We start from the raw sequence: 18267 nt of genomic DNA on the forward strand, positions 1-18267 counted from the left end.
GGCACTCGGGCTGGAGACAGCTGGCGAGCATGCGCGATGCGCGTGATGGGGTCGTGACGTCGACATGACAGGCTCGCGACAGGCCTGCGAACGGTCCTTGCCTCGACGCTGTCACGAAGCCCGCCGATAGTCGCGCGTGACTCCACCACGGTCCGTCTTCAACGAATGATCGCCAATCCGTCACATGCCGTCGCGCCGCGCATCAGCTGCATCATCTGCGCCTTCAACGAAGGCCCGCGCATCGGCGCCGTGCTGGAGGTGGCCGCGGGTCACCCGCTGGTCGCGGAAGTGATCGTCGTCGATGACGGTTCGAGCGACGACACCGCCCAGGTCGTGGCGCGCTTCGCCGACGTGCGGCTCATCTCGCACGAGAAGAACCAGGGCAAGAGCAAGGCGGTTGCCACCGGCGTCGCGGCCGCGCGCCACGGCCTGCTGATGCTGCTCGACGCCGACCTGAAGGGCCTGCGTGCCGAGGACCTCGTGTCGCTCGCCACGCCCGTGCTCGAAGGCCGCGCCGCGGTCAGCATGAGCCTGCGCCGCAACAGCCTGGCCATCTTCCGCTGGGCGGGCATCGACTTCGTGTCGGGCGAACGCGTGGTCGACAAGGCCCTGCTCGCCGACGTGCTGGAGGACATCCACGCGCTGCCGCGCTTCGGCATCGAGGTGTTCATGAACAAGCGCATCATCGCCGCGCGGCTGCCGGTGGCGATCGCGAACTGGCGCACGGTGACGCAGGCGCGCAAGGCGGAGAAGCTCGGCTGGTGGCGCGGCGTGCGCGCCGAGTGGCGCATGGTCTTCGACCTGATCGACGCCGTCTATCCGCTCGAGCTGCTGACCCAGACGCTGCACCTGGCGCTGCTGCGCACGCCGGCCGAGCCGCGCCCCGCGCTGCAGGAACCCTGACGCGCGCTACTGCCGGCCGCGGATGATCTTGTCGCCGGCGCGCTGCAGCGCCGAGTTCGCATCGGCGGCACGCAGCAGGCCCTGCGCGACCATCTTCTCCAGCGCCTTGCGCGTGAAGCTGCGCGAGGCCTCGCCGCTTCCGGCGAACAGCAGGAAGTAGCCGTTGTCGCTCGTCCAGAGCAGCTGCAGGTCGGTCCATTCGCCGTGCAGCTGCAGCGAGATCGTGTCGCCGACCTGCAGGTTGGCCAGCGGCGACGATGCATCGGGCGCCGGCTCCGGCGCGGGCGGCGGCGGCGCGGGCGGCAGCTCGTCGTCGAGCTCGAGGTCGACCGTCACCGGGCCGCCGGCGGCTTCCGCGCCTTCCGGCCGACGCATCGCGTGCAGGTGGATCGCGGCGATCTGGTCGAGCCAGGCCTTCCTCATCGCGTCGGACAGCTTGACCGTGGCCATGCCGGCAGTCACGCGCTCGACGAGCTCCGGGATCATCGCGACGAGCGTCGACGCGTCCGCGCGCGAGCGGGCCGCGTCGGTGGACCAGATGATGTCGACGGCGGTGTCCATCGCGGGCGAGTTGCGTCGCGCCTCCACGGGCAGCGTCGTCCACTCCTGCGCGACCACCAGCGACCACAGCGTGAGGATGAAGCGGCGGGTCTTGGACGGCGGCTGCGCCGAGTCGAGCTTGCGTTGAAGACGGGCCCGCGCCTGGCCGACCAGTTCCTCGAGCGACGCATTGCGGCGCAGCAGGTCCAGCGCACCCTCGACCGAGGTCAGCCGCTTCTGCGCCTGCTTGCGCTGCCATTGCGCGAGGCGGTCGACGGCGGCCTGGAAGTGGGCAGTCGACGGCTCGGCCGACACCTGCGCCACCGAATCCGCCAGCCACTGCGTGAACTCCGGCGCCGGCGCGTCCTTGTCGGCGCGCATGTGCGTGACGATGCGGTTGACCAGCGTCCACGCCGGATGCCGGTGCGACTGCAGCAGCGTCGCGTCCTGCGTGGCCAGCCGCACGACGACGGGCTGCAGGCGGGCGATCCACTCGCGCGCGTCGTTGGACAGCGCGGGATCGGCAACGATCTGCACGAACAGGTGGCCGATCAGCGCGACGCCCAGGCGCGCGCTGGTGGCGTCCTGCAGCGCGGCGAGTTCCTCGCGGTGGCTGTGGATCAGGCCGGGCAGGCGCGTGTCGTCGCCGTCGAGCGGCATCGGCAGCGTGTCGGCGACGTGCGCGAACGGCAGCGGCGCGGTCGACGCCTCGAAGACCGGGCGCTGCTCGTCCAGGTCCATCAGCTCGAACAGCGCGCCGGGCCGCGTGACGTCGAAGCCGGTGGGCCGGGCCGCGCTGACGGCCTCGTCGGCGACATCCGCGGCGCGATCGGCAGCTTCCAGGTGCGACGCGTCGGCGAAGCCGGCCTGGCGCACCGCGGCGTAGATCTCGTTCAGGCGCGGCGCCAGCCAGCGCGCCATGCTGCGCACCAGCTCGGCCCGCACCGGCGCGCCCACGCCCAGGCCTTCGGACGCCGTCCACAGCGCGCGCGCCAGGCACGGCGGCCCGATCGGCGAGGCCGCGACGCGCACCCCCTCGTGGCGCCGCAGCGCCGCCTCGAACTTGATCAGCCGGCGCAGTTCGACCGCGCAGTCCTCGTCCAGGATGCGCACGACCTGCGCGACCTCGATCTCGTCCTGGATGCGCGACTCGTCCATGATCTCGAACGAGCCGAGATCCAGCCACTGCCCCGGCGCCTTCGCGGCCGGCGGCTGCGTGAACTCGGTGAACGCCTGCAGCAAGGCATCGGCGAACGCGGCGGAGAACTGCGCGTGCTGCCGCGCGATCGCGGCCGCGACCTCGCCGCGCAACGCGCGGAGCGCCGCGTTGGCGACCGGCGCGCTGGTGATCTCCGCGCCCAGCCCCGACGCGCCGCTGCGCACGCGGCGCGACATCAGCGAATGCGCGCGTTCCAGGTGTCGTTCGTAGGCGGTCTTGGTCACGCGAGAGATCTTAGAACAAGCGCGTTCAGAGCCTGTCCAATTGCGCGACGACCGGGGCGAGCGGACGATCGACGTCCTGCAGCAGCGCCTCGATGCGCGCGTCGTCGTCGCCTCCGATGCAGGCGCGTTCGAGCGCGTCGGCGGCCCGGTGCACGTCCGGGACGGCGAGCGATCCGCTCACGCTCTTCAGGTCGTGCGCCATGCGCATCGCGGTCGCGGCGTCGCCGCGCGAGCGCGCGGCTCGGAAGCGCTCCGCGAAGTTCCGCTCGCGGTCGCGGAACATCCGCAGCAAGTGGACGTACAACGCGCTGTCGCCCATCATGGCGGCAACGCCGGCACGGCTGTCGATGCCAGCCAATTCCGCCAGCGCATGGCCGCGCGAGTCGTCGCCGGCCGGGTCGGGCGCCGGGCGTGCAGCCGCGGCGGGCGGCCGGATCCAGCGCGCCAGCGTGGCGAACATCTCCTCGACGTTGATCGGCTTGGCGATGTGGTCGTTCATCCCGGCGGCCAAGGCCTTGTCCCGATCGCCGACCATCGCGTTCGCCGTCATCGCGATGACCGGCAGGTCGCGCCAGCGCGCCTGCGCACGCAGGGCGCGTGTCGCCGCGTAGCCATCCATGACCGGCATCTGGCAGTCCATCAGGACGCCGTCGAAGCGCTGGCTATCCAGCATCCCCAGCGCCTCCCGGCCGTCGCAGGCCACGTCGACGACGATCCCCGCGCGGCTCAGCACCGTCAGCGAGATCTCGCGGTTGATGGCGTTGTCCTCCACCAGCAGCACGTGCGCGCCGCGAAGGCGCTCCTGGTGATCGAGCATGGCCTCTTCCCGCTTCGCCGAGCGCCGCTGTCGAAGCACCGTCACGCCCAGCGCGGCGGCGCAGGCATCGAACAGCGTCGACGGCGTGACCGGCTTGATGAGCAGCGCGCCGACGCTCAGCTTGCGCTCGGCGAGTTGCCTCTGCACATCGTCGCGATTGAACGCCGTCAGCATCAGCACCGTGGGCGTCGGGTGGCGCGCGCCATCGCGCCGTTGCAGCAGGTACGCACACTCGACGCCGTCGATGCCGGGCATTCTCCAGTCGAGCAGCATCGCCCGGTACGGTTCGTCGCCGGCGTCGGCGATCGCGACCTTGCGCAACGCGTCCTCGCCATCGACGGCGGTGTCGGGTCGCAGGCCGAGCGCGCGGCTCATCGCGGCGAGCACCTCGCGGGCGCCGGCGTTGTCGTCGACGATCAGCAAGCGGCTGCCCTGCAAGTCCGGATGGCCGCACAGCTGCGCCTCGTCGTGCCCGGCCTGCAGGTCGAAGCGCAGGCAGAAGTGGAAGCGGCTGCCCGCGCCGTGCGTGCTCTCCACCGCGATCTCGCCGCCCATCAGGCGCACCAGGTGGCGGCTGATCGCCAGTCCGAGGCCCGTGCCGCCGTAGCGGCGGCTGGTGGAGGCATCGGCCTGCGAGAACGGCTGGAACAGGCGGCCCTGCTGCGCGGGCGTCATGCCGATGCCCGTGTCGCGAACCTCGAAGCGCAGCCAGGCCGACACGTCCGTTCGCTCGACGACCTCGACGCCGACGGTCACCTCGCCACGCTCGGTGAACTTGACGGCGTTGTAGCCGAGGTTGAGCAGCACCTGGCGCAGGCGCGACGGATCGCCCACGAGCGCCATGGGCAGTTGCGGCGGCTGCATGAACAGCAACTCGATGCCCTTCTCCTCCGCGCTCATGCCCACCAGGTTCGCCAGTCCGTCCAGCACGTCGCCGAGATCGAACGGGATGGCCTCGATGTCCAGCTTGCCGGCCTCGATCTTCGAGAAGTCCAGGATGTCGTTGATGATGCCCAGCAGCGACTCGGCCGCGCCGTGCACGCGCTGGACGTAGTGCAGCTGCTGCGAGTCGAGCCCGCTCTGCAGGGCCAGATACGACATCCCCAGGATCGCATTCATCGGCGTGCGGATCTCATGGCTCATGTTGGCCAGGAAGTCGCTCTTGGCCCGGTTGGCGGCGTCGGCCTGCTCCTTGGCCACGACGAGCTCGGCCGTCCGCTCGTGGATCATGTCCTCCAGGTGCTCGCGATGGCGCTGCAGCTCCTCGTCGGCGCGCTTCTGCTCCGTGATGTCGCGCGAGATGCCCAGCAGGAATTGCGGCTCGCCGCGCACGTCGAGGATGGGGATCTTCATCGTGTGCACGACGCGCGTGCCGTGACGCGTGTGGACGGGTTCCTCGGGGATGTCGACCATCTGGCGCGACGCCAGCACCGCGCGATCCTTCAGCGCGAAGAAGTCGGCCTCGTCCTTGGGGAACATGTCGTGCACGTCCTTGCCGATGAACTCCTCGCGGGGATAACCCAGGAGCTGCTCGCCCGCCTTGTTGAAGCGGACGAAGCGCAGCGTGGCCGCGTCCTTGACGAAGACCATGTCGGGCATGTTCTCGACGATGTTGTTGAGGAAATGCTCGCTGGCGCGCGCAGCCTCCTCCGCTTGCTGGCGATCGGCGATCTCGGCGCGTTGGCCGGCGAGCGCCGCGCTGAGTTCGGCCGTGCGTTGCGCGACGCGGGCCTCGAGCTCGAGGTTGAGCTCGTGCAACGCGTCCTCGGCCAGGCCGCGCCGCCGGCGGTCCTCGAGGAACTGCTGGACGGCGCGCGCCATGTCGGCAATCTCGTCGCCGCCCTGGACCGGCAAGCCGGGCTGCACCGGGTCGCCGACGCCGTAGCGCAGCACATGGCTGACCCGGCGGAGCCGCCGCACGACATGCCGGCCGAGGAACACGCGAGCGATCAGCCAGGCCAGCAGCAGGCTGACGGTGACCTCGCCGACGACCCAGCGACGCGTCCGGTCCGATTCCGCGGCCAGTTGCTGCACTGCATCCCGATAGTCCCGCGTCAGCGAATTCGACAGCTGGTAGGCCGCCGTCGCCAACGCCTCGGCCTCGCGCGGCAGGCTGGCGTCCGGGGCGGCCGACCCGGGCGGCAGCGGCGTCGCGGCCGCGGCGCGAAGCGCGTTCTCGCGCGCCTGGGCCTCGATGTTGACGGTATTGCGAAAGCGCTGGCTCGACCGATGCAGGGCGAGCATGTCGGCATCGTCGCTGCCGGCGGCGCCGGCCAGGCGCGCGACCAGCTGGTCGAAGGTCTCGAGGTGCCCGATCACCTGCGCATGCATGTCGCGCACGCCGTCGACGCTCGCGATGGCAGGCAGTTGCAACGCGAGGCGCTCGATCTTCAGCGTGTGCTGCTGCAGGTCCTGCGCATCCTGCAGGCGCGCCAGCCGCTGGTCGGCCAACTGGCGGATCGCAACGGCCGATCCGGACAGCGAATAGATGGTGGTCGCGCCGACGACGGCCACCAGGGCGGCCAGGCACGACACCACCAACGTGAACTGGGCAGCGAGGGATTGGGGGATGGGCAGCTTCACGGACGTTGCCAGATGCGCCGATAGATGTCGCGGTAGCCGTTGGCCGGGTCGTAGACCAGGCGATCGCCGCCGTCCGCATCGATGTTTTCCGCCGTCACGAGGTGCACCGGAAACACGGTGCCCGTCACGTGCTCGCCGGCGAACAGGCGGTTCATCTCGTCCACCAGCTGCCAGCCGTGCAGGTTGAGCGGCTCCGCCACGGTGCCGGTCTGGAACGTGCCCTTGCGGATGCGCAGGAAGGCGGACTCGCTGCCGTCGCCCGCGGAAAGCATGCTCAGGGCGTTGCTGGGCAGCGCCGCCTGCGTGAGTACCGGCGCGGCGTAGTCGAAATAGATGTCGTTGATGGCGAGCGCGTGCGTCCAGCGCTTGCCGTGGCGCGCCAGCAATTCCCGTGTCGTGCCGGGCATCAGCTCGGCGTTGCGCGAGATCGGCACGTCGCGCACTTCGAGCAGGGTGCAGCCGGTGCAGCCGCGCACCACGGCGGCCATCGCGTTCGCCTTGGCCATGGGCAGCTCGTAGTTGGTGTCGGTGAAGACCACCACCCCCGCGTGTCCGCCGGACTGCACGATCGCGGCCAGCGCCGTGACGCGCGCCACCTCGAGCGGATCCGTCGACACGTTCATCGCCACCGGCGTGCCGGGCACCGGGCCGGCCTGGGCCGTCACGTGCCAGCCGACGATGGGGATGCCGCCGTCGGCGAACGGCTTCAACCAGGGCGCGAGCGCGTGCGCGTCGCCGCCGAAGATGATCAGGCCGTCAGGCCGGCTGGCCAGCGCGTCGGCCAGCATCTTCTTGCGCCCTTCGAGCGTCCCGCCGGAGTCGAAGACCTTCACGCTCCAGCCGATGACCTTGGCCGCCTCGAGCACGCCTTCGTCGACCGCAAGGATGCCGCCGTTGCGCAGGTCCTCGTTGACCAGCGCGATGCGCTTGCCGGGCTGGGCGCGCGGGCCGCTGCGCGGGCCCGTCCAGGCGGCGCCGGCCCGTGCGGCGGTGTCCACGACGCGCCTGGCATCCGCCAGGTAGGCCTTGACGGCATCGGACGAGTCGGCCGCGGATACGCCGGAGACCGGGGTCACCGCGACAACCTGCGCCACGGCGACCGATTGCACGCAAGCCAAGGCCCAATGGACGAGCAAGCCCTTCACATTGTTCTCCAACGACCCGGTTCCGGAGTCGAATGCCGGCGTTCATGCCGCCACTGAGTGGCCAGGCAGGGTGGATCCCTCCGTCGAAATGGTAGCCCAATGGCGGTGCGCGTTGGGGATATTGTCGAGCAGCCTCCCCCCTACAACGACAGGGCGGGCGCCCGGCTCGCACCGGGCACCCGCGGGCCAGGCGTCAGAACTTGTACGTCGCGGTCGCGGCGAACACGCGGCCCAGCGCGTTCGTGTAGCGGCTGTCGTAGCCGCGCGCGTTGCCGACCTCGAGCTGGTCGATCAGCGAGAACGGCGGGTTGCGGTTGAACACGTTCTTGATGCCCGCGGTCACCGACAACGCCTTGCTCACGTCGTACTTCTCCTGGAAGTCGAAGGTCGCGTACGAGCTCACGCGCCGATTGCCGCTGTCGGCCGAGCAGGTGCTGCTGTCGCCGTCGAAGCCGGTGGCCGAGTTGAAGCAGTAGTCGGTGTAGTCGTCCTTGTAGCCAGGCTTGAAGTTGAAGGTCACCGTGTGGGTGAACTTGCCCTGCTGCAGCGACGTCGACGCGTTGAGCTGGTAGCGGAACGTCACCTGGCCGTCGGGGCCGACCTTGTTCATGTCGTTGACGTAGCCGGCGTTGCCCGGCTGCTGGTAGTCGGCGCGCAGCATCCACGTCACGTGGCCGCGCGTCGTCAGCTTGCCGACCGGGGTGTCGATGTGGCTTTCGCCGTCGAAGTCGATGCCCTGATAGAACGCGTTGCCGGTGTTGATCGGCTGCGACAGGAAGGTCAGCGTGGGCGCGCCGGTGGCCGGATCGTTGACGACCGAGAACAGGTACGCATAGGCGGCCATGTCCTTGAACGCCGTCGTCTCGGTGATCGTGTTGATCTGGTCGTGGATGCGCACATTCCAGAGGTCGGCGCCGAACGAGAAGGCCGACGACGGTTCGAAGCGCGCGCCCAGCGTCCACTGCTGCGAGCGCTCGGGCTTGAGCGCGCCCGCCCCGGTCGACGGATTGCCGCCGGACTGCTCGTTGTACTCGAACGGCCCGCTGTGGCAATACTGCGCAAGCCCGGCCGGCGCGTTGGCGGAGCAGGTCTCGTCGCCCGTGACGCCGAAGAACTCCAGCGGGTTGCTGACGTTGCCGATGGTCGGCACCTTGAAGCCGGTGCCGAACGAGCCGCGCAGCAGCAGCTGGTCGACGGGGCGATAGGCGCTGCTCAGCTTGAACGTCGTCGCCGAGCTCTTCTTGCCCTGGATCTCCGCGCCGATCGGGTTGCCCGCGGCGTCGAAGCCGTCCTTGTTGTGGACGGCGCTGTACGAGTCGAAGCGGGCCGATGCGTCGAGCTCCAGCTTCTTGGTGATCGGCGCGTCCAGTTCGCCGAACACGCCCCAGGCGTTGCGCGCCGAGTCGAACGGCAGCGTGCCGGAGCTGCCGCCGAACAAGGTGTCGGTGTAGTCGGGCTGCAGCGCGTTCGGGCCCATCAGGATGTCGCTCGGACGGTCGGTGTACTTCTGGCGCGTCAGGTCGAGGCCGGTCGCGAAGGCCAGGTCGCCGCCGCCCAGCTTGGCCAGCGTCGTCGACGTGTGGGCCGAGGCCACGTCCAGCGTCGAGCGGTCCTGGTCGAGGGTCTGGTGCAGCACGGCGGGCGCCAGCACGCTGGCCTGCGCGTCGCCCGAGAACGGATCGTAGGCGCCGCTGTCGATCAGCCCGTTGATCGCGTTCGCCGACGCATAGCCGCCCTCGGCGATGTCGTAGATGTGGCTCTGCGAGTGCGTGAACGAGAACGTCGAATCCCACTTGCCCAGCGTCACGTCGGCGCCGACCACGAAGTGCTGCGTCTTCGTCTCGTAGCCGTCCTTGCGGCCGCCGGTGCCGACCATGCGGACGTAGCCCACCTCGTTCTCGGAGGTCGTGCCCGCGGGCAGCTGCGGCGTGACGTAGGTCGCGATCTGGCTGGCGTTCAGGGCGAACGCCTGCGCCGGCGCGGCGTAGAGGGCGTCGGTGCGGGTCTCGCCGACCAGCGCCTCGGCGAACAGGCTGACCTTGTCGTTGAGGTTGAAGCGCCCGGTGGTCAGGAAGTTCGCGCGGCGCGTCGCCGGGATGTCCTCCGCAGTGGCGGCGTAGTTGAACTTGCAGACGGTGTCGGACTTGACGGTGCCGGCGGCCGTGCACGAGCCGTTGGCGGCCAGCGACGGGTTGTAGTACAGGAAGCCGTCGGGCGACGTGGCGCCGGCACTGGTCGTGTCGGCATACACGTTGGCCGCGGGCGCGTAGGCGCTGGTCAGGTTGACGCTCTCCGCGCCGTGGCTGTCCTTGAAGTTCAGGATGCCGCCGCCGCGCGAGAACGAGCGCTGCGACGCCTGCAGCGCCGACTCGTGGTCGAAGGTGGCGGAGAAGAAGACGTTGTAGCGGTCCTTGTCCAGGTCGCCGAAGCCTTTCGAGATCGATGCCGTGGCGCTCTGCCCGCCGGCCTTGAACGGATGGTCGACGCTCAGGTCGATCGAGCCGTCGGTGGTGTCCTTCTTCGTGATGATGTTGACGACGCCGGCGATGGCGTCGGCGCCGTAGAGCGCGGACGCGCCGTCGGTCAGCACGTCGACGTGGTCGACCGCGCCCAGCGGGATCTGGTTGAGGTTGACCTCCGAGCCGGTGGTGTACGACGCCATCCGGTGGCCGTTCAGCAGCACCAGCGTGTAGGCCTCGCCGATCGCGTGGATCGACGCGGTGGTGTTGCCGCCGCCGCCGCCGTTGACCGACTGCGTCGCGGTCGTGAAGCCCTGCATCGCGGGCAGGTTCTGGACCAGGTCGGTGACCGACGTGACGCCCGACTTCTTGATGTCGGCGTTCGTGATCGTCTGGATCGGCAGCGCGCCTTCCATCGCGATGCGCTTGATGGCGGAACCGGTGATCTCGACGCGCTGGACGGTGGTCGGGGCGTCGGGCGCGGCGGGTGCGGCGTCCTGTGCGATGGCGGCGTTCGTCAGGAACGGGCCGAATGCCAGCGCGAGCGCGCCGCAGATCTTGGTACGGTGAAACATGGAATCAGCTCCGGGGAGAAAGTGAGATTTCGCCGCGCGAACTCGTGATTCGCGTCGACACCCTTTCGGTATTTCATTTTTTCCAGGAAGCCGGCACCGCACTCAACGACAAACCCTGATGTCGCGACCCGCAGACAACCGAAAATGACATTTCGGTCAGCAAGCCGGGAAATTCGGTCGCAAGGTCGACACCAGAATCCGCACCGCGGCGACGCCGATATTCACGACGCTGGTGCGCGCGGCGTTCGCCACGCGGAGGCCGGAGGCAGAATTCCCCTGCGACAGCACCCTGCCCGGCGCGCGCGGCGCGATCTCGAAGCCGCACCGCGCCGGTGCGGGCGCGCGGTTTTCGCAAGCGCCGTCCCAGCAATATGCAGCAAATTCGTTTCGCCGGACTGTGTCAGAAATGACATCAACCCGGATATTCTTAACATCGACGCTCTTGATGAGCGATTCCGATACAGAGGAAATATAATCCGTTGACGCGCGGATGGTCTGGCGAGCAGTCGCCGCGGGGAGTATTCGACCGCCCGGTCGCCGCTCCGCTTCAGCCGCCGGTGATCACCGTGAGCGCGGCTCGGATCGGCGCGAGGTGCGCCTTGAAGAACGCGACGACCTCGGCGTTGAAGCGCGCGTGGAAGGCCACGCGATCGAAGCCCGGCTTGTCGCGACAGAGCCCGGGCAACGCGTCGGCCAGCGACGGCGGGCACGGCGTGAGGAAGGCGAAGTGCGCCGCATCGGTCGCCACGTGCCAGTCCGGCGCGACGGGCAGGTCGCGCCGCAGCGCCGTGACGCTCGCGGGCGTCACGCCGTCGCCGCCGAATTCGGACGCCCACAGCTGCAGCGGCAGCGTCACGCTCCTCAGGCCCTTCGCGTCGAAGGCGCTCAACGGATCGACGATGACCGCGGCCTTCACGCGCGCGTCGCGCACGGGCGCGGGCGGGAGGTCGCCGCGGCGGAATTCCTCGCACATCGGGAACGTCGAGGACGGCGGGCACAGGTCCTTGCGCAGCGCGAACTCCGGCACCGCGCCGGCCGCCACGAGTCCCGTGTAGCCGCCGCGCGAGAAGCCGAAGACACCGACGCGGTCGGCATCGATGCTCGCGTGGCCGGCCCAGCCCGCCAGCATGTAGTCGACCAGCCGCCGCAGGTCGACCGGACGCGTCGCGAAGGCCGACAGGTGCTGCTGGCGGCTCAGGTCCTGGTAGTTGTCGCCCGGGTGGCTGATGGCCGCGACGACGAAGCCGGCGTCCGCGAGGGCCTCGGCGGTGTCGTGGTGGCCGAGGAACGAGCCGCCGGTGCCGTGCGACACCACGACCAGCGGCAGGCGCGCGCCGGCGACGGCGCAGTCGCGGACGCCGGACACCACCATGCCGCCGACGTCGATGGGCTCGGGCGCCGCGGCGCACGGCGTCCAGACGGCGCCGTGCAGCGCGGGGCCGTCGCGGTCGGCGGGCACGTCGATGAGGGCGAAGCCGGCGGCGTGCGCCAGCGACGTGGCCAGGCACAGGGCGGCGAGCGAGAGGAGTCGGGCGACGGTCATGGTCGGGCGGCGGGTCGGATGGGAACGAGGAGCTCGGTGCGCAGATCGGCCGGCGCGGCGTCGCGCGGCGAGTTCAGGTAGCGCTCGAGCGCGAGGCGCTGGTCGGGCTCGTAGCCGCTGCCGGGCATCCAGTGCGAATGGATGGCGTCGAAGGCGGTGTTGATGCGCGTGTAGGGGCCGGCCAGCTCGTACAGGGCCCAGGTGCCGCCCGGCACCTGCAGCATCTCGAGCGTCGCATCCTGGACATCGCCCTCGCGCGGAGCCAGGCCGACGTAGTACGCGAAACCATCGGCCTCGTCCGGCTCGCCGACGGACAAGCCCAGCCAGTCCGCCATCGGCCGCTCGCCGAATCGCTGCTCCATACGTCGCCAGGTATGCGGGATCGTCGCGACGGGGCCGGCATGCCGCATTGCCAGCACCTGCCGCGCAGGCAGCTCGACGACGCGCACGCGCGGCGCGCCCGCGTCGTCCTCGCGGCCCGGCGCCGGCTCGACGCCTTCCTGCAGGCGCTGCTGGAACGCGCGCGGCGACTGGCCGGCGAAGTGGCCGAACGCGCGGCTGAAGGCCTGCGGGCTGTCGTAGCCGACGGCCTGGCCGATCTGCGTGATGCTCTCGCCGCCCTGCGCCAGCAGGCTCGCGGCGCGGGCGAGCCGCACGCGGCGGATCGTCGCGCTGACGCTCTCGCCCACGACACTCGTGTAGACGCGATGGAAGTGGAACGGCGAGAAGTGCGCGAGCGCGGCCAGGTCCTCGAGCCGATGCTCGGCCAACGGGTCGGCGACGATGGCCGCGACGACGCGGGCGACGCGGGCGCGGTAGTCCTGGTCGGTGGAGCGGGAGGGCATGGACGCGAGTGTGCCGCGCGCCGCGCGGAAAGACTTAGCCGACTTTGCGCACCCGCATGCTCACGGCAACGCGTACTCGAAGCGATACGAATGCGCCCCGCCCGGCGCGATGTCGACCACCATGCGGCCGGTCAGCCCGGCCAGCGCGCCGGTGCCCGAGTCCGGCACGACCGTGATCGACTGCGCCGGCTCGCCGCGGGTCATCGTCGAGCTGTGCTGCAGCAGGAAGCTGCCGGCGCGGCCGTCCAGCGTGCCGCGCACCCGTTCCATCGCGACGTAGCCGCCGGAACCCGACGCGTCGCGCCAGCCCAGCATCTCGCCGGCGCTCGAGGCCTCGAGCGTGCCGTGGAACTGCTTGGCGATCGACATGCGGCCGAGGCCGCTGTGCTCGGCGACGTCGCTGAGCGGCTGGGGCGCGAGCTTGACGTCGAACGGGCCGGTGGCGGTGTGGGAAGTCACGGGATGCTCCTCGGCAACGGATGCCGCGTCGGCGCCGAAGGCGCTCGCGACGGCAAACAGGGCAGTGGCGGCGAGTATCTTGAAACGCATCATGGCATCATGAAATTCGGGCCGGCCGGACATCGGCCGTGCAGTCATTGAAGCAGCGAACCCATGGCGCAGATTGGAAAAACGCGACGCCCGTTGAGCCCCGAGCCGCGCGGCGTGCTGCACCGGCTCGCGGTCGGCGAGTTCGCGCATGGACGCTTCGAGGCGCCGGACGATCTCGCCGACCGCATCGAGCATTTCTGGAGCGTGCGCTGGAACCTCGAGGGCCAGCCGCCGCAAGTGCAGGAGACGCTGCCGCATCCGAACGTGCACCTCGTCGTCGAGCCCGGCACGATCGCCGCCTGGGGCGTGCACACGGGACGCTGGACGCGCGTGCTCGAAGGCCGGTCGTCGGCCTTCGGCATCAAGTTCCGGCCCGGCGCGTTCCGCGCGCTGCTGGGCCGCGCGGTCTCGACGATCGCCGACGGCACGATCCGCGCGACCGAACTGTTCGGCGCCGATGCGGCTGCGCTGGACGCCGTCCTGGCCTGCGACGGCGACGCCGCCGCGGCCGCCCTCGCCTCGGACTTCCTGCGCGCGCGCCTGCCGCCCGCCGACGCGACCGCGCTGCTCGCCGGCCGCATCGTCGACAGCGTGGCCGACGACCTCGAGCTGCACTCGGCCGACGCGCTCGCGCGCCGCTTCGACATGAGCCTGCGCGCGCTGCAGCGGCTGTTCAACGAGCATGTGGGCGTCGGCCCGAAGTGGGTCATCAACCGCTACCGCATGCACGAGGCCGTCGCGCGCGTGCAGGCGGGGCAGCCGGTGTCGTGGGCCGCGCTGGCGCAGGATCTGGGCTACTTCGACCAGGCACATTTCATCGCGGACTTCCGCAAGCTCGTCGGCCGCACGCCCGGCGAGTACGCGCAGGCGATGCGGCGCGGCTAGTTCTTCTTCACGCAGCGTTCGAGCAATCCCGCCCGCACGACCGCGATGTGGCTGCGCAGTCCGTACAGCAGGTCGCCATACGCCGGCGGGATCTGCAGCCGGCTCACGGTCGCCTCGACGTGCGCGAGCCGGTGCAGCAGTTCGCCGCAGCGCGCGTCGTCGAGCGGGCCCGTGCCCGAGTCGTGCTCGATGTGCTGCAGCACCGCGTACCAGCGATAGATGCGCGACACCACGCGCCAGCGGAAGATGGCCGGCGCGATCTTGAAGCCGGGCACAAGGATGATGGTGATGGGCACGACGACCGCGATGACGCGTTCGATCAGGCTCGCGATCCAGAACGGGAACGTGCGGTACAGGAAGCTGCGGCCCGAGGCGTAGTAGCGCGTGGCGTCGGCGCTGATGGCGAACTCGTGCTCGAGCGGTGCCGGGAATTGCCCCGCCTTCTTGAACAGCCCGGCCCGGCCGTGCACCTCGCGCGCGGCCTCGAGCAGCAGGTCCGACAACGCGGGATGCAGGCTGTCGCGCGCGACGAGTTCGACCGTCGGCGCGATCAGCGAGACGTCCTCGGCCGGGATGTCCTCGCCGAAGTCGATCGCGCCGCGCGGCAGCGTCAGCCGGCTCAGGTAGGTGATGCGGTGCGTGTAGCCCTCGGCCTGCACGAAGCCGAACAGGTGGATGTTCTCGTCGTGCAGCAGCTCGCGCAGCAGCGCGGTGGGCGTCGCGTCGCTCATCGCGAACACCGCGTCGATCTTGCCGGCCAGGAGCGCCTTGATCGACGCCTGCGGATCGCGGTGGCCGACCTGCGTGCCGTCGCCGGCCTTGATGCCGTTGGCGTCGAGCAGCGTCTGCGCGAGCGCCGAGGCGCCGCTGCCCTCGAGGCCGATGTCGAGACGCTCGCCCTTGAACTCCGACAGCAGCGCCTTGGGCTTGCCGCGATAGAAGATCATCAGCGGCTGGTACGACAGGCTGCCCAGCGACACGAGATGCGACACGCCGCTGGCCGCGCTCTCGCCGCCGACCACGAAGCCGACGTCGACCTTGGACTTCGGATCGGACAAGCGCGCGAGGTTGTCGCGCGAGCCCTGCGACGGCAGCACCTTCAGCGTGACGCCCTCGCGCGCCAGGATCTTGCGGTACTGCTCCGCGCTCAGGCGGAACGCGCTGCCGTCGGGGCCGCTGGCCATCGTCAGCGTGGTCGGCGGCGCCGAATTCAGGAACGCGAAGGCCACCACGCCCACGACCAGGCTGATCGCCAGCAGCAGGCCGATGCTGATCGGCAGGCCCTTGCCCATCACCGCGACGCGGGTGCGCATCGCGTCCTTGAACGAGTCGCGGGCGCCGCTCACGGCGCGGCACCGGGCAGGAGGAGGATCGAACTCGGCGCGGTCATGCGCCGATCTTAAGTCAGCGACTTCGGATCACCGTCGTCGTCTCGCCCTGCCAGCCCCAGTTGTCGGTGTCGATCTCGTCGATGACGATGTGGGTCAGGATCGGATCCTTGCCGAGGATGCGCTGCAGCGTCTCGGTGATCTCGGCGATGACCTGCGCCTTCTGTTCGCGGGTGGTGCCGTCGCGGGTGATCTGGACGTGGACGAATGGCATGGTGGACTTTCAGTGAGGAGGAAGTTGAACGGGTCAGGCCGGCTGGCGGATCAGCCGCGGCGCGACGAGGTCGATGGCCAGCGCGAGCACGACCGCCGCGCCGCCCACCGCGAACAGCGGCGCGTGATGGCCGCCGCTGCGCACCAGCAGATACGACATGCCGTATGCGGCAGCCGCCTGCAGGATCGCGAAGCCGGTCGTCGCGCGGCTCCACGCGAGCTTGTGCGACGCCGGGTGATGCACCAGCAGCTCGTGCAGTCGCCCCAGCACCAGGCCGACGATGCCCGGCGTGAAGGCGCCCATCACGACGCTCGAGATCGCGAGCCAGGCGCCGGTCATGCCGAAGGCCGGCAGCCACGCCGCGATGGCCTGCAGCACGAAGGCCAGCCGCAGCGCGGTGCGGAACCCGGTGCGGTCGGCGACGAGCCCGCCGGCGATCGGGCCCACGACGGCCCCGAGGCCGAACAGCACCCACATGTGCGCGCCGGCCGCGAGGCCCTGCCCGAGCCCCCGCGCGACGAAGTCGACCAGGTAGATCATGTGCGGCACCAGGCCCACCGCGTTCAACGCGTATTCGACGTAGACCGCGCGCAGGGCCGCCGCCGGCAGGCGATGGTCGGCGTGCCCGCGTTTTGCGGGCGCGGGCGCGTCGGGTTCGGGCCAGCCGGACCACGCGAGCACCGTCAACGCCAGCGACATCGCGCCGAGTCCCAGCCACGTGGCGGTCAGTCCGTGGCGCAGCAGCAGCGGCACTAGCGAGCCCGACGCGGCGATGCCCAGCCCGATGCCCATGAAGATCGCGCCGCTGGCGAGGCCACGCCGCGCGGGCGCGACGTGCGGCAGGATCGTCGGCGCGGCCAGCACCATCAGCGTGCCGCCGCCGACACCGGCGAGGAAACGCCATGCGAAGAACCACGCGAAGTCGATCGGCCAGGCGCAGGCGAGCAGCGTCAGCGTCGACAGCAGCATCATGCCGCGCAGCACCGATCGCGCCGAGGCGCGCGCGGACAGCGGCGCGGCGAGCAGCGCGCCGGCCAGGTAGCCGGCGAGATTGGCGGCCGCCAGCCAGGACGCGTCCGCCGCGCCGAACCAGCGCGCCTCGACGATCGCCGGCAGCAGCGGCGTGTAGGCAAAGCGCGCCAGGCCCAGGCCGACCAGGCTCGCGCAGAGCCCGGCGAGCATCGCGCGCCACGGCTCCAGCGCGCGCGCCGGGGCCTTGGAGACGAGTGGCAGGGCATCGGACGACATCGCGCTTCCTTCGAATGACCGCACCAATTCGCGGTCGTTCGATCCTATGGTTTGCCGCCGTGCGAGTGAATGCCTATGCTCCGAAACTCAGTGTTGCGCAGCAAGGAAGAGTGATGGATCGGATCGATGCCATGAAGGTGTTCGTGGCCGCGTTGAACGAGGGCAGCCTGGCCGGCGCGGGCCGCAAGCTGGGCAAGTCGCCCGCGGCGGTCAGCCGCGCGATCGCTTTCCTCGAGGAGCACGTCGGCGCCGCGCTGCTGCATCGCACGACGCGTTCGATCAAGCTCAGCGAGGCCGGCGAGCGCTATGCGATGGCCTGCCGCCGCATCCTGGTCGATCTGGAGGAGGCCGACATGGTCGCGGCCGGCGAGCGCTCGGCGCCGCGCGGCACGCTGACCGTCACCGCGCCGGTGGCCGCGGGCGAGGATCTCGTGCGGCCGATCATCGAGGCGTTCATGGACAAGCATCCCGAGGTCAACGTCCGCCTGCACCTGCTCGATCGCCCCGCCAACCTGATCGACGAGGGCATCGACGTCGCGCTGCGCCTGGCGCACCTGGCCGACTCGACGCTGGTCGCGATCCGCGTCGGCGAGGTGCGGCGCGTGGTCGCGGCCGCGCCGCGATACCTGGCGAAGCATCCGAGGATCGCCACGCCCGCCGATCTCGCCGAACACCGCATCATCGCGATGACGCACTTCGGCCTCGACTCCTGGACCTTCCCGCCGCTCGCAGGCTCGTCGGTGCCGCGCGCCATCGCGCTGACGCCGCGGCTGGTGGTCAACAGCATCCGCGCGGCCGTCGCGTCGGCCGTGGAAGGCCGCGGCGTCACGCGCATGTTCTCGTACCACGTCGCGCGCGAGGTGGCCGCGGGCCAGCTGGAGATCCTGCTCGCCGACGACGAATACCCGGCGCTGCCGGTGCACCTTGTCTCGCCGCACGGGCGCCTGTCGGTGCCCAAGGTGCGCGCCTTCGTCGACTTCGCCGTGCCGCGGCTGCGGCCCGCCTTCGCGCCCGCTTCGGCCTGAATCGTTCGCGAATCGGAAGAGTGTCTGCCGCCGCGCGGCTATTCGCTTATCGCGCGGAACGCCATAGATTGACCTGCATCGGCCACACGTCGCGGCCGACGACTC

Annotated in this window: 13 protein-coding genes; 3 read left to right on the forward strand and 10 right to left on the reverse strand. The window is 70.5% G+C overall.

The window, feature by feature from the left end:
• The first annotated feature begins 165 nt into the window (after nt 1-165).
• Complete coding sequence (locus LPC04_RS06170) at nt 166-903, forward strand: glycosyltransferase family 2 protein (protein ID WP_275681307.1); 738 nt, start codon at nt 166-168, stop codon at nt 901-903.
• A gap of 6 nt (nt 904-909) precedes the next feature.
• Here the strand turns inward: LPC04_RS06170 and LPC04_RS06175 are convergent, their stop codons facing one another.
• The 7 genes from LPC04_RS06175 to LPC04_RS06205 all read right to left on the reverse strand — a co-directional run bounded on the left by LPC04_RS06175 (nt 910) and on the right by LPC04_RS06205 (nt 13312).
• Nucleotides 910-2886 carry a DUF1631 family protein gene (locus tag LPC04_RS06175; RefSeq protein ID WP_275681308.1) on the reverse strand — a complete coding sequence of 659 codons (1977 nt, stop codon included), beginning with the start codon at nt 2884-2886 and terminating at the stop codon, nt 910-912.
• A gap of 25 nt (nt 2887-2911) precedes the next feature.
• The gene (locus LPC04_RS06180; RefSeq protein WP_275681309.1) at nt 2912-6286 is read right to left on the reverse strand and encodes a hybrid sensor histidine kinase/response regulator; all 3375 of its coding nucleotides are present in this window, start codon (nt 6284-6286) and stop codon (nt 2912-2914) included.
• On the reverse strand, nt 6283-7362 hold the full coding sequence (locus LPC04_RS06185) for a substrate-binding domain-containing protein (protein ID WP_420854699.1): 1080 nt from the start codon (nt 7360-7362) through the stop codon (nt 6283-6285). Before LPC04_RS06185 ends, LPC04_RS06180 begins: the two co-directional genes overlap by 4 nt.
• A 262-nt stretch (nt 7363-7624) precedes the next feature.
• Nucleotides 7625-10465, reverse strand: coding sequence for a TonB-dependent receptor domain-containing protein (locus tag LPC04_RS06190; RefSeq protein ID WP_275681311.1), 2841 nt, complete (start codon nt 10463-10465; stop codon nt 7625-7627).
• 547 nt (nt 10466-11012) lie between these two features.
• Complete coding sequence (locus tag LPC04_RS06195) at nt 11013-12008, reverse strand: alpha/beta hydrolase family protein (RefSeq protein WP_275681312.1); 996 nt, start codon at nt 12006-12008, stop codon at nt 11013-11015.
• A complete protein-coding gene (locus LPC04_RS06200) occupies nt 12005-12853 on the reverse strand; it encodes an AraC family transcriptional regulator (protein WP_275681313.1) in 849 nt (282 codons plus the stop codon). Before LPC04_RS06200 ends, LPC04_RS06195 begins: the two co-directional genes overlap by 4 nt.
• 60 nt (nt 12854-12913) lie before the next feature.
• Nucleotides 12914-13312: a DUF3224 domain-containing protein gene (locus LPC04_RS06205; protein WP_275681314.1), complete on the reverse strand. Its 399-nt coding sequence runs from the start codon at nt 13310-13312 to the stop codon at nt 12914-12916.
• A 183-nt stretch (nt 13313-13495) separates the two neighbouring features.
• Here LPC04_RS06205 and LPC04_RS06210 point away from each other — a divergent pair, with 183 nt between their 5' ends.
• Entirely contained in the window at nt 13496-14287 is a 792-nt protein-coding gene (locus LPC04_RS06210; protein ID WP_275681315.1) for a helix-turn-helix domain-containing protein, read from the forward strand.
• Here LPC04_RS06210 and LPC04_RS06215 read toward each other — a convergent pair.
• From LPC04_RS06215 to LPC04_RS06225, 3 genes are read right to left on the reverse strand one after another with little or no spacing between them, the layout of a single operon-like run.
• Nucleotides 14284-15633 (reverse strand): TAXI family TRAP transporter solute-binding subunit, encoded by a 1350-nt coding sequence (locus LPC04_RS06215; RefSeq protein WP_275681316.1) that lies wholly within the window; start codon nt 15631-15633, stop codon nt 14284-14286. The two genes, LPC04_RS06210 and LPC04_RS06215, sit on opposite strands and share 4 nt — an antisense overlap.
• A 58-nt stretch (nt 15634-15691) precedes the next feature.
• Nucleotides 15692-15889 carry a tautomerase family protein gene (locus LPC04_RS06220; RefSeq protein ID WP_275681317.1) on the reverse strand — a complete coding sequence of 66 codons (198 nt, stop codon included), beginning with the start codon at nt 15887-15889 and terminating at the stop codon, nt 15692-15694.
• Between the two features lie 33 nt (nt 15890-15922).
• On the reverse strand, nt 15923-17137 hold the full coding sequence (locus LPC04_RS06225; RefSeq protein ID WP_275681318.1) for a YbfB/YjiJ family MFS transporter: 1215 nt from the start codon (nt 17135-17137) through the stop codon (nt 15923-15925).
• Nucleotides 17138-17250: 113 nt separating this feature from the next.
• Between LPC04_RS06225 and LPC04_RS06230 the strand changes: the two genes are divergently transcribed.
• Nucleotides 17251-18162 (forward strand): LysR family transcriptional regulator, encoded by a 912-nt coding sequence (locus LPC04_RS06230; RefSeq protein ID WP_275681319.1) that lies wholly within the window; start codon nt 17251-17253, stop codon nt 18160-18162.
• Nucleotides 18163-18267 lie beyond the last annotated feature (105 nt).

It is taken from the genome of Scleromatobacter humisilvae (genome assembly GCF_023231945.1).
GTDB lineage: Bacteria > Pseudomonadota > Gammaproteobacteria > Burkholderiales > Burkholderiaceae_C > Scleromatobacter > Scleromatobacter humisilvae.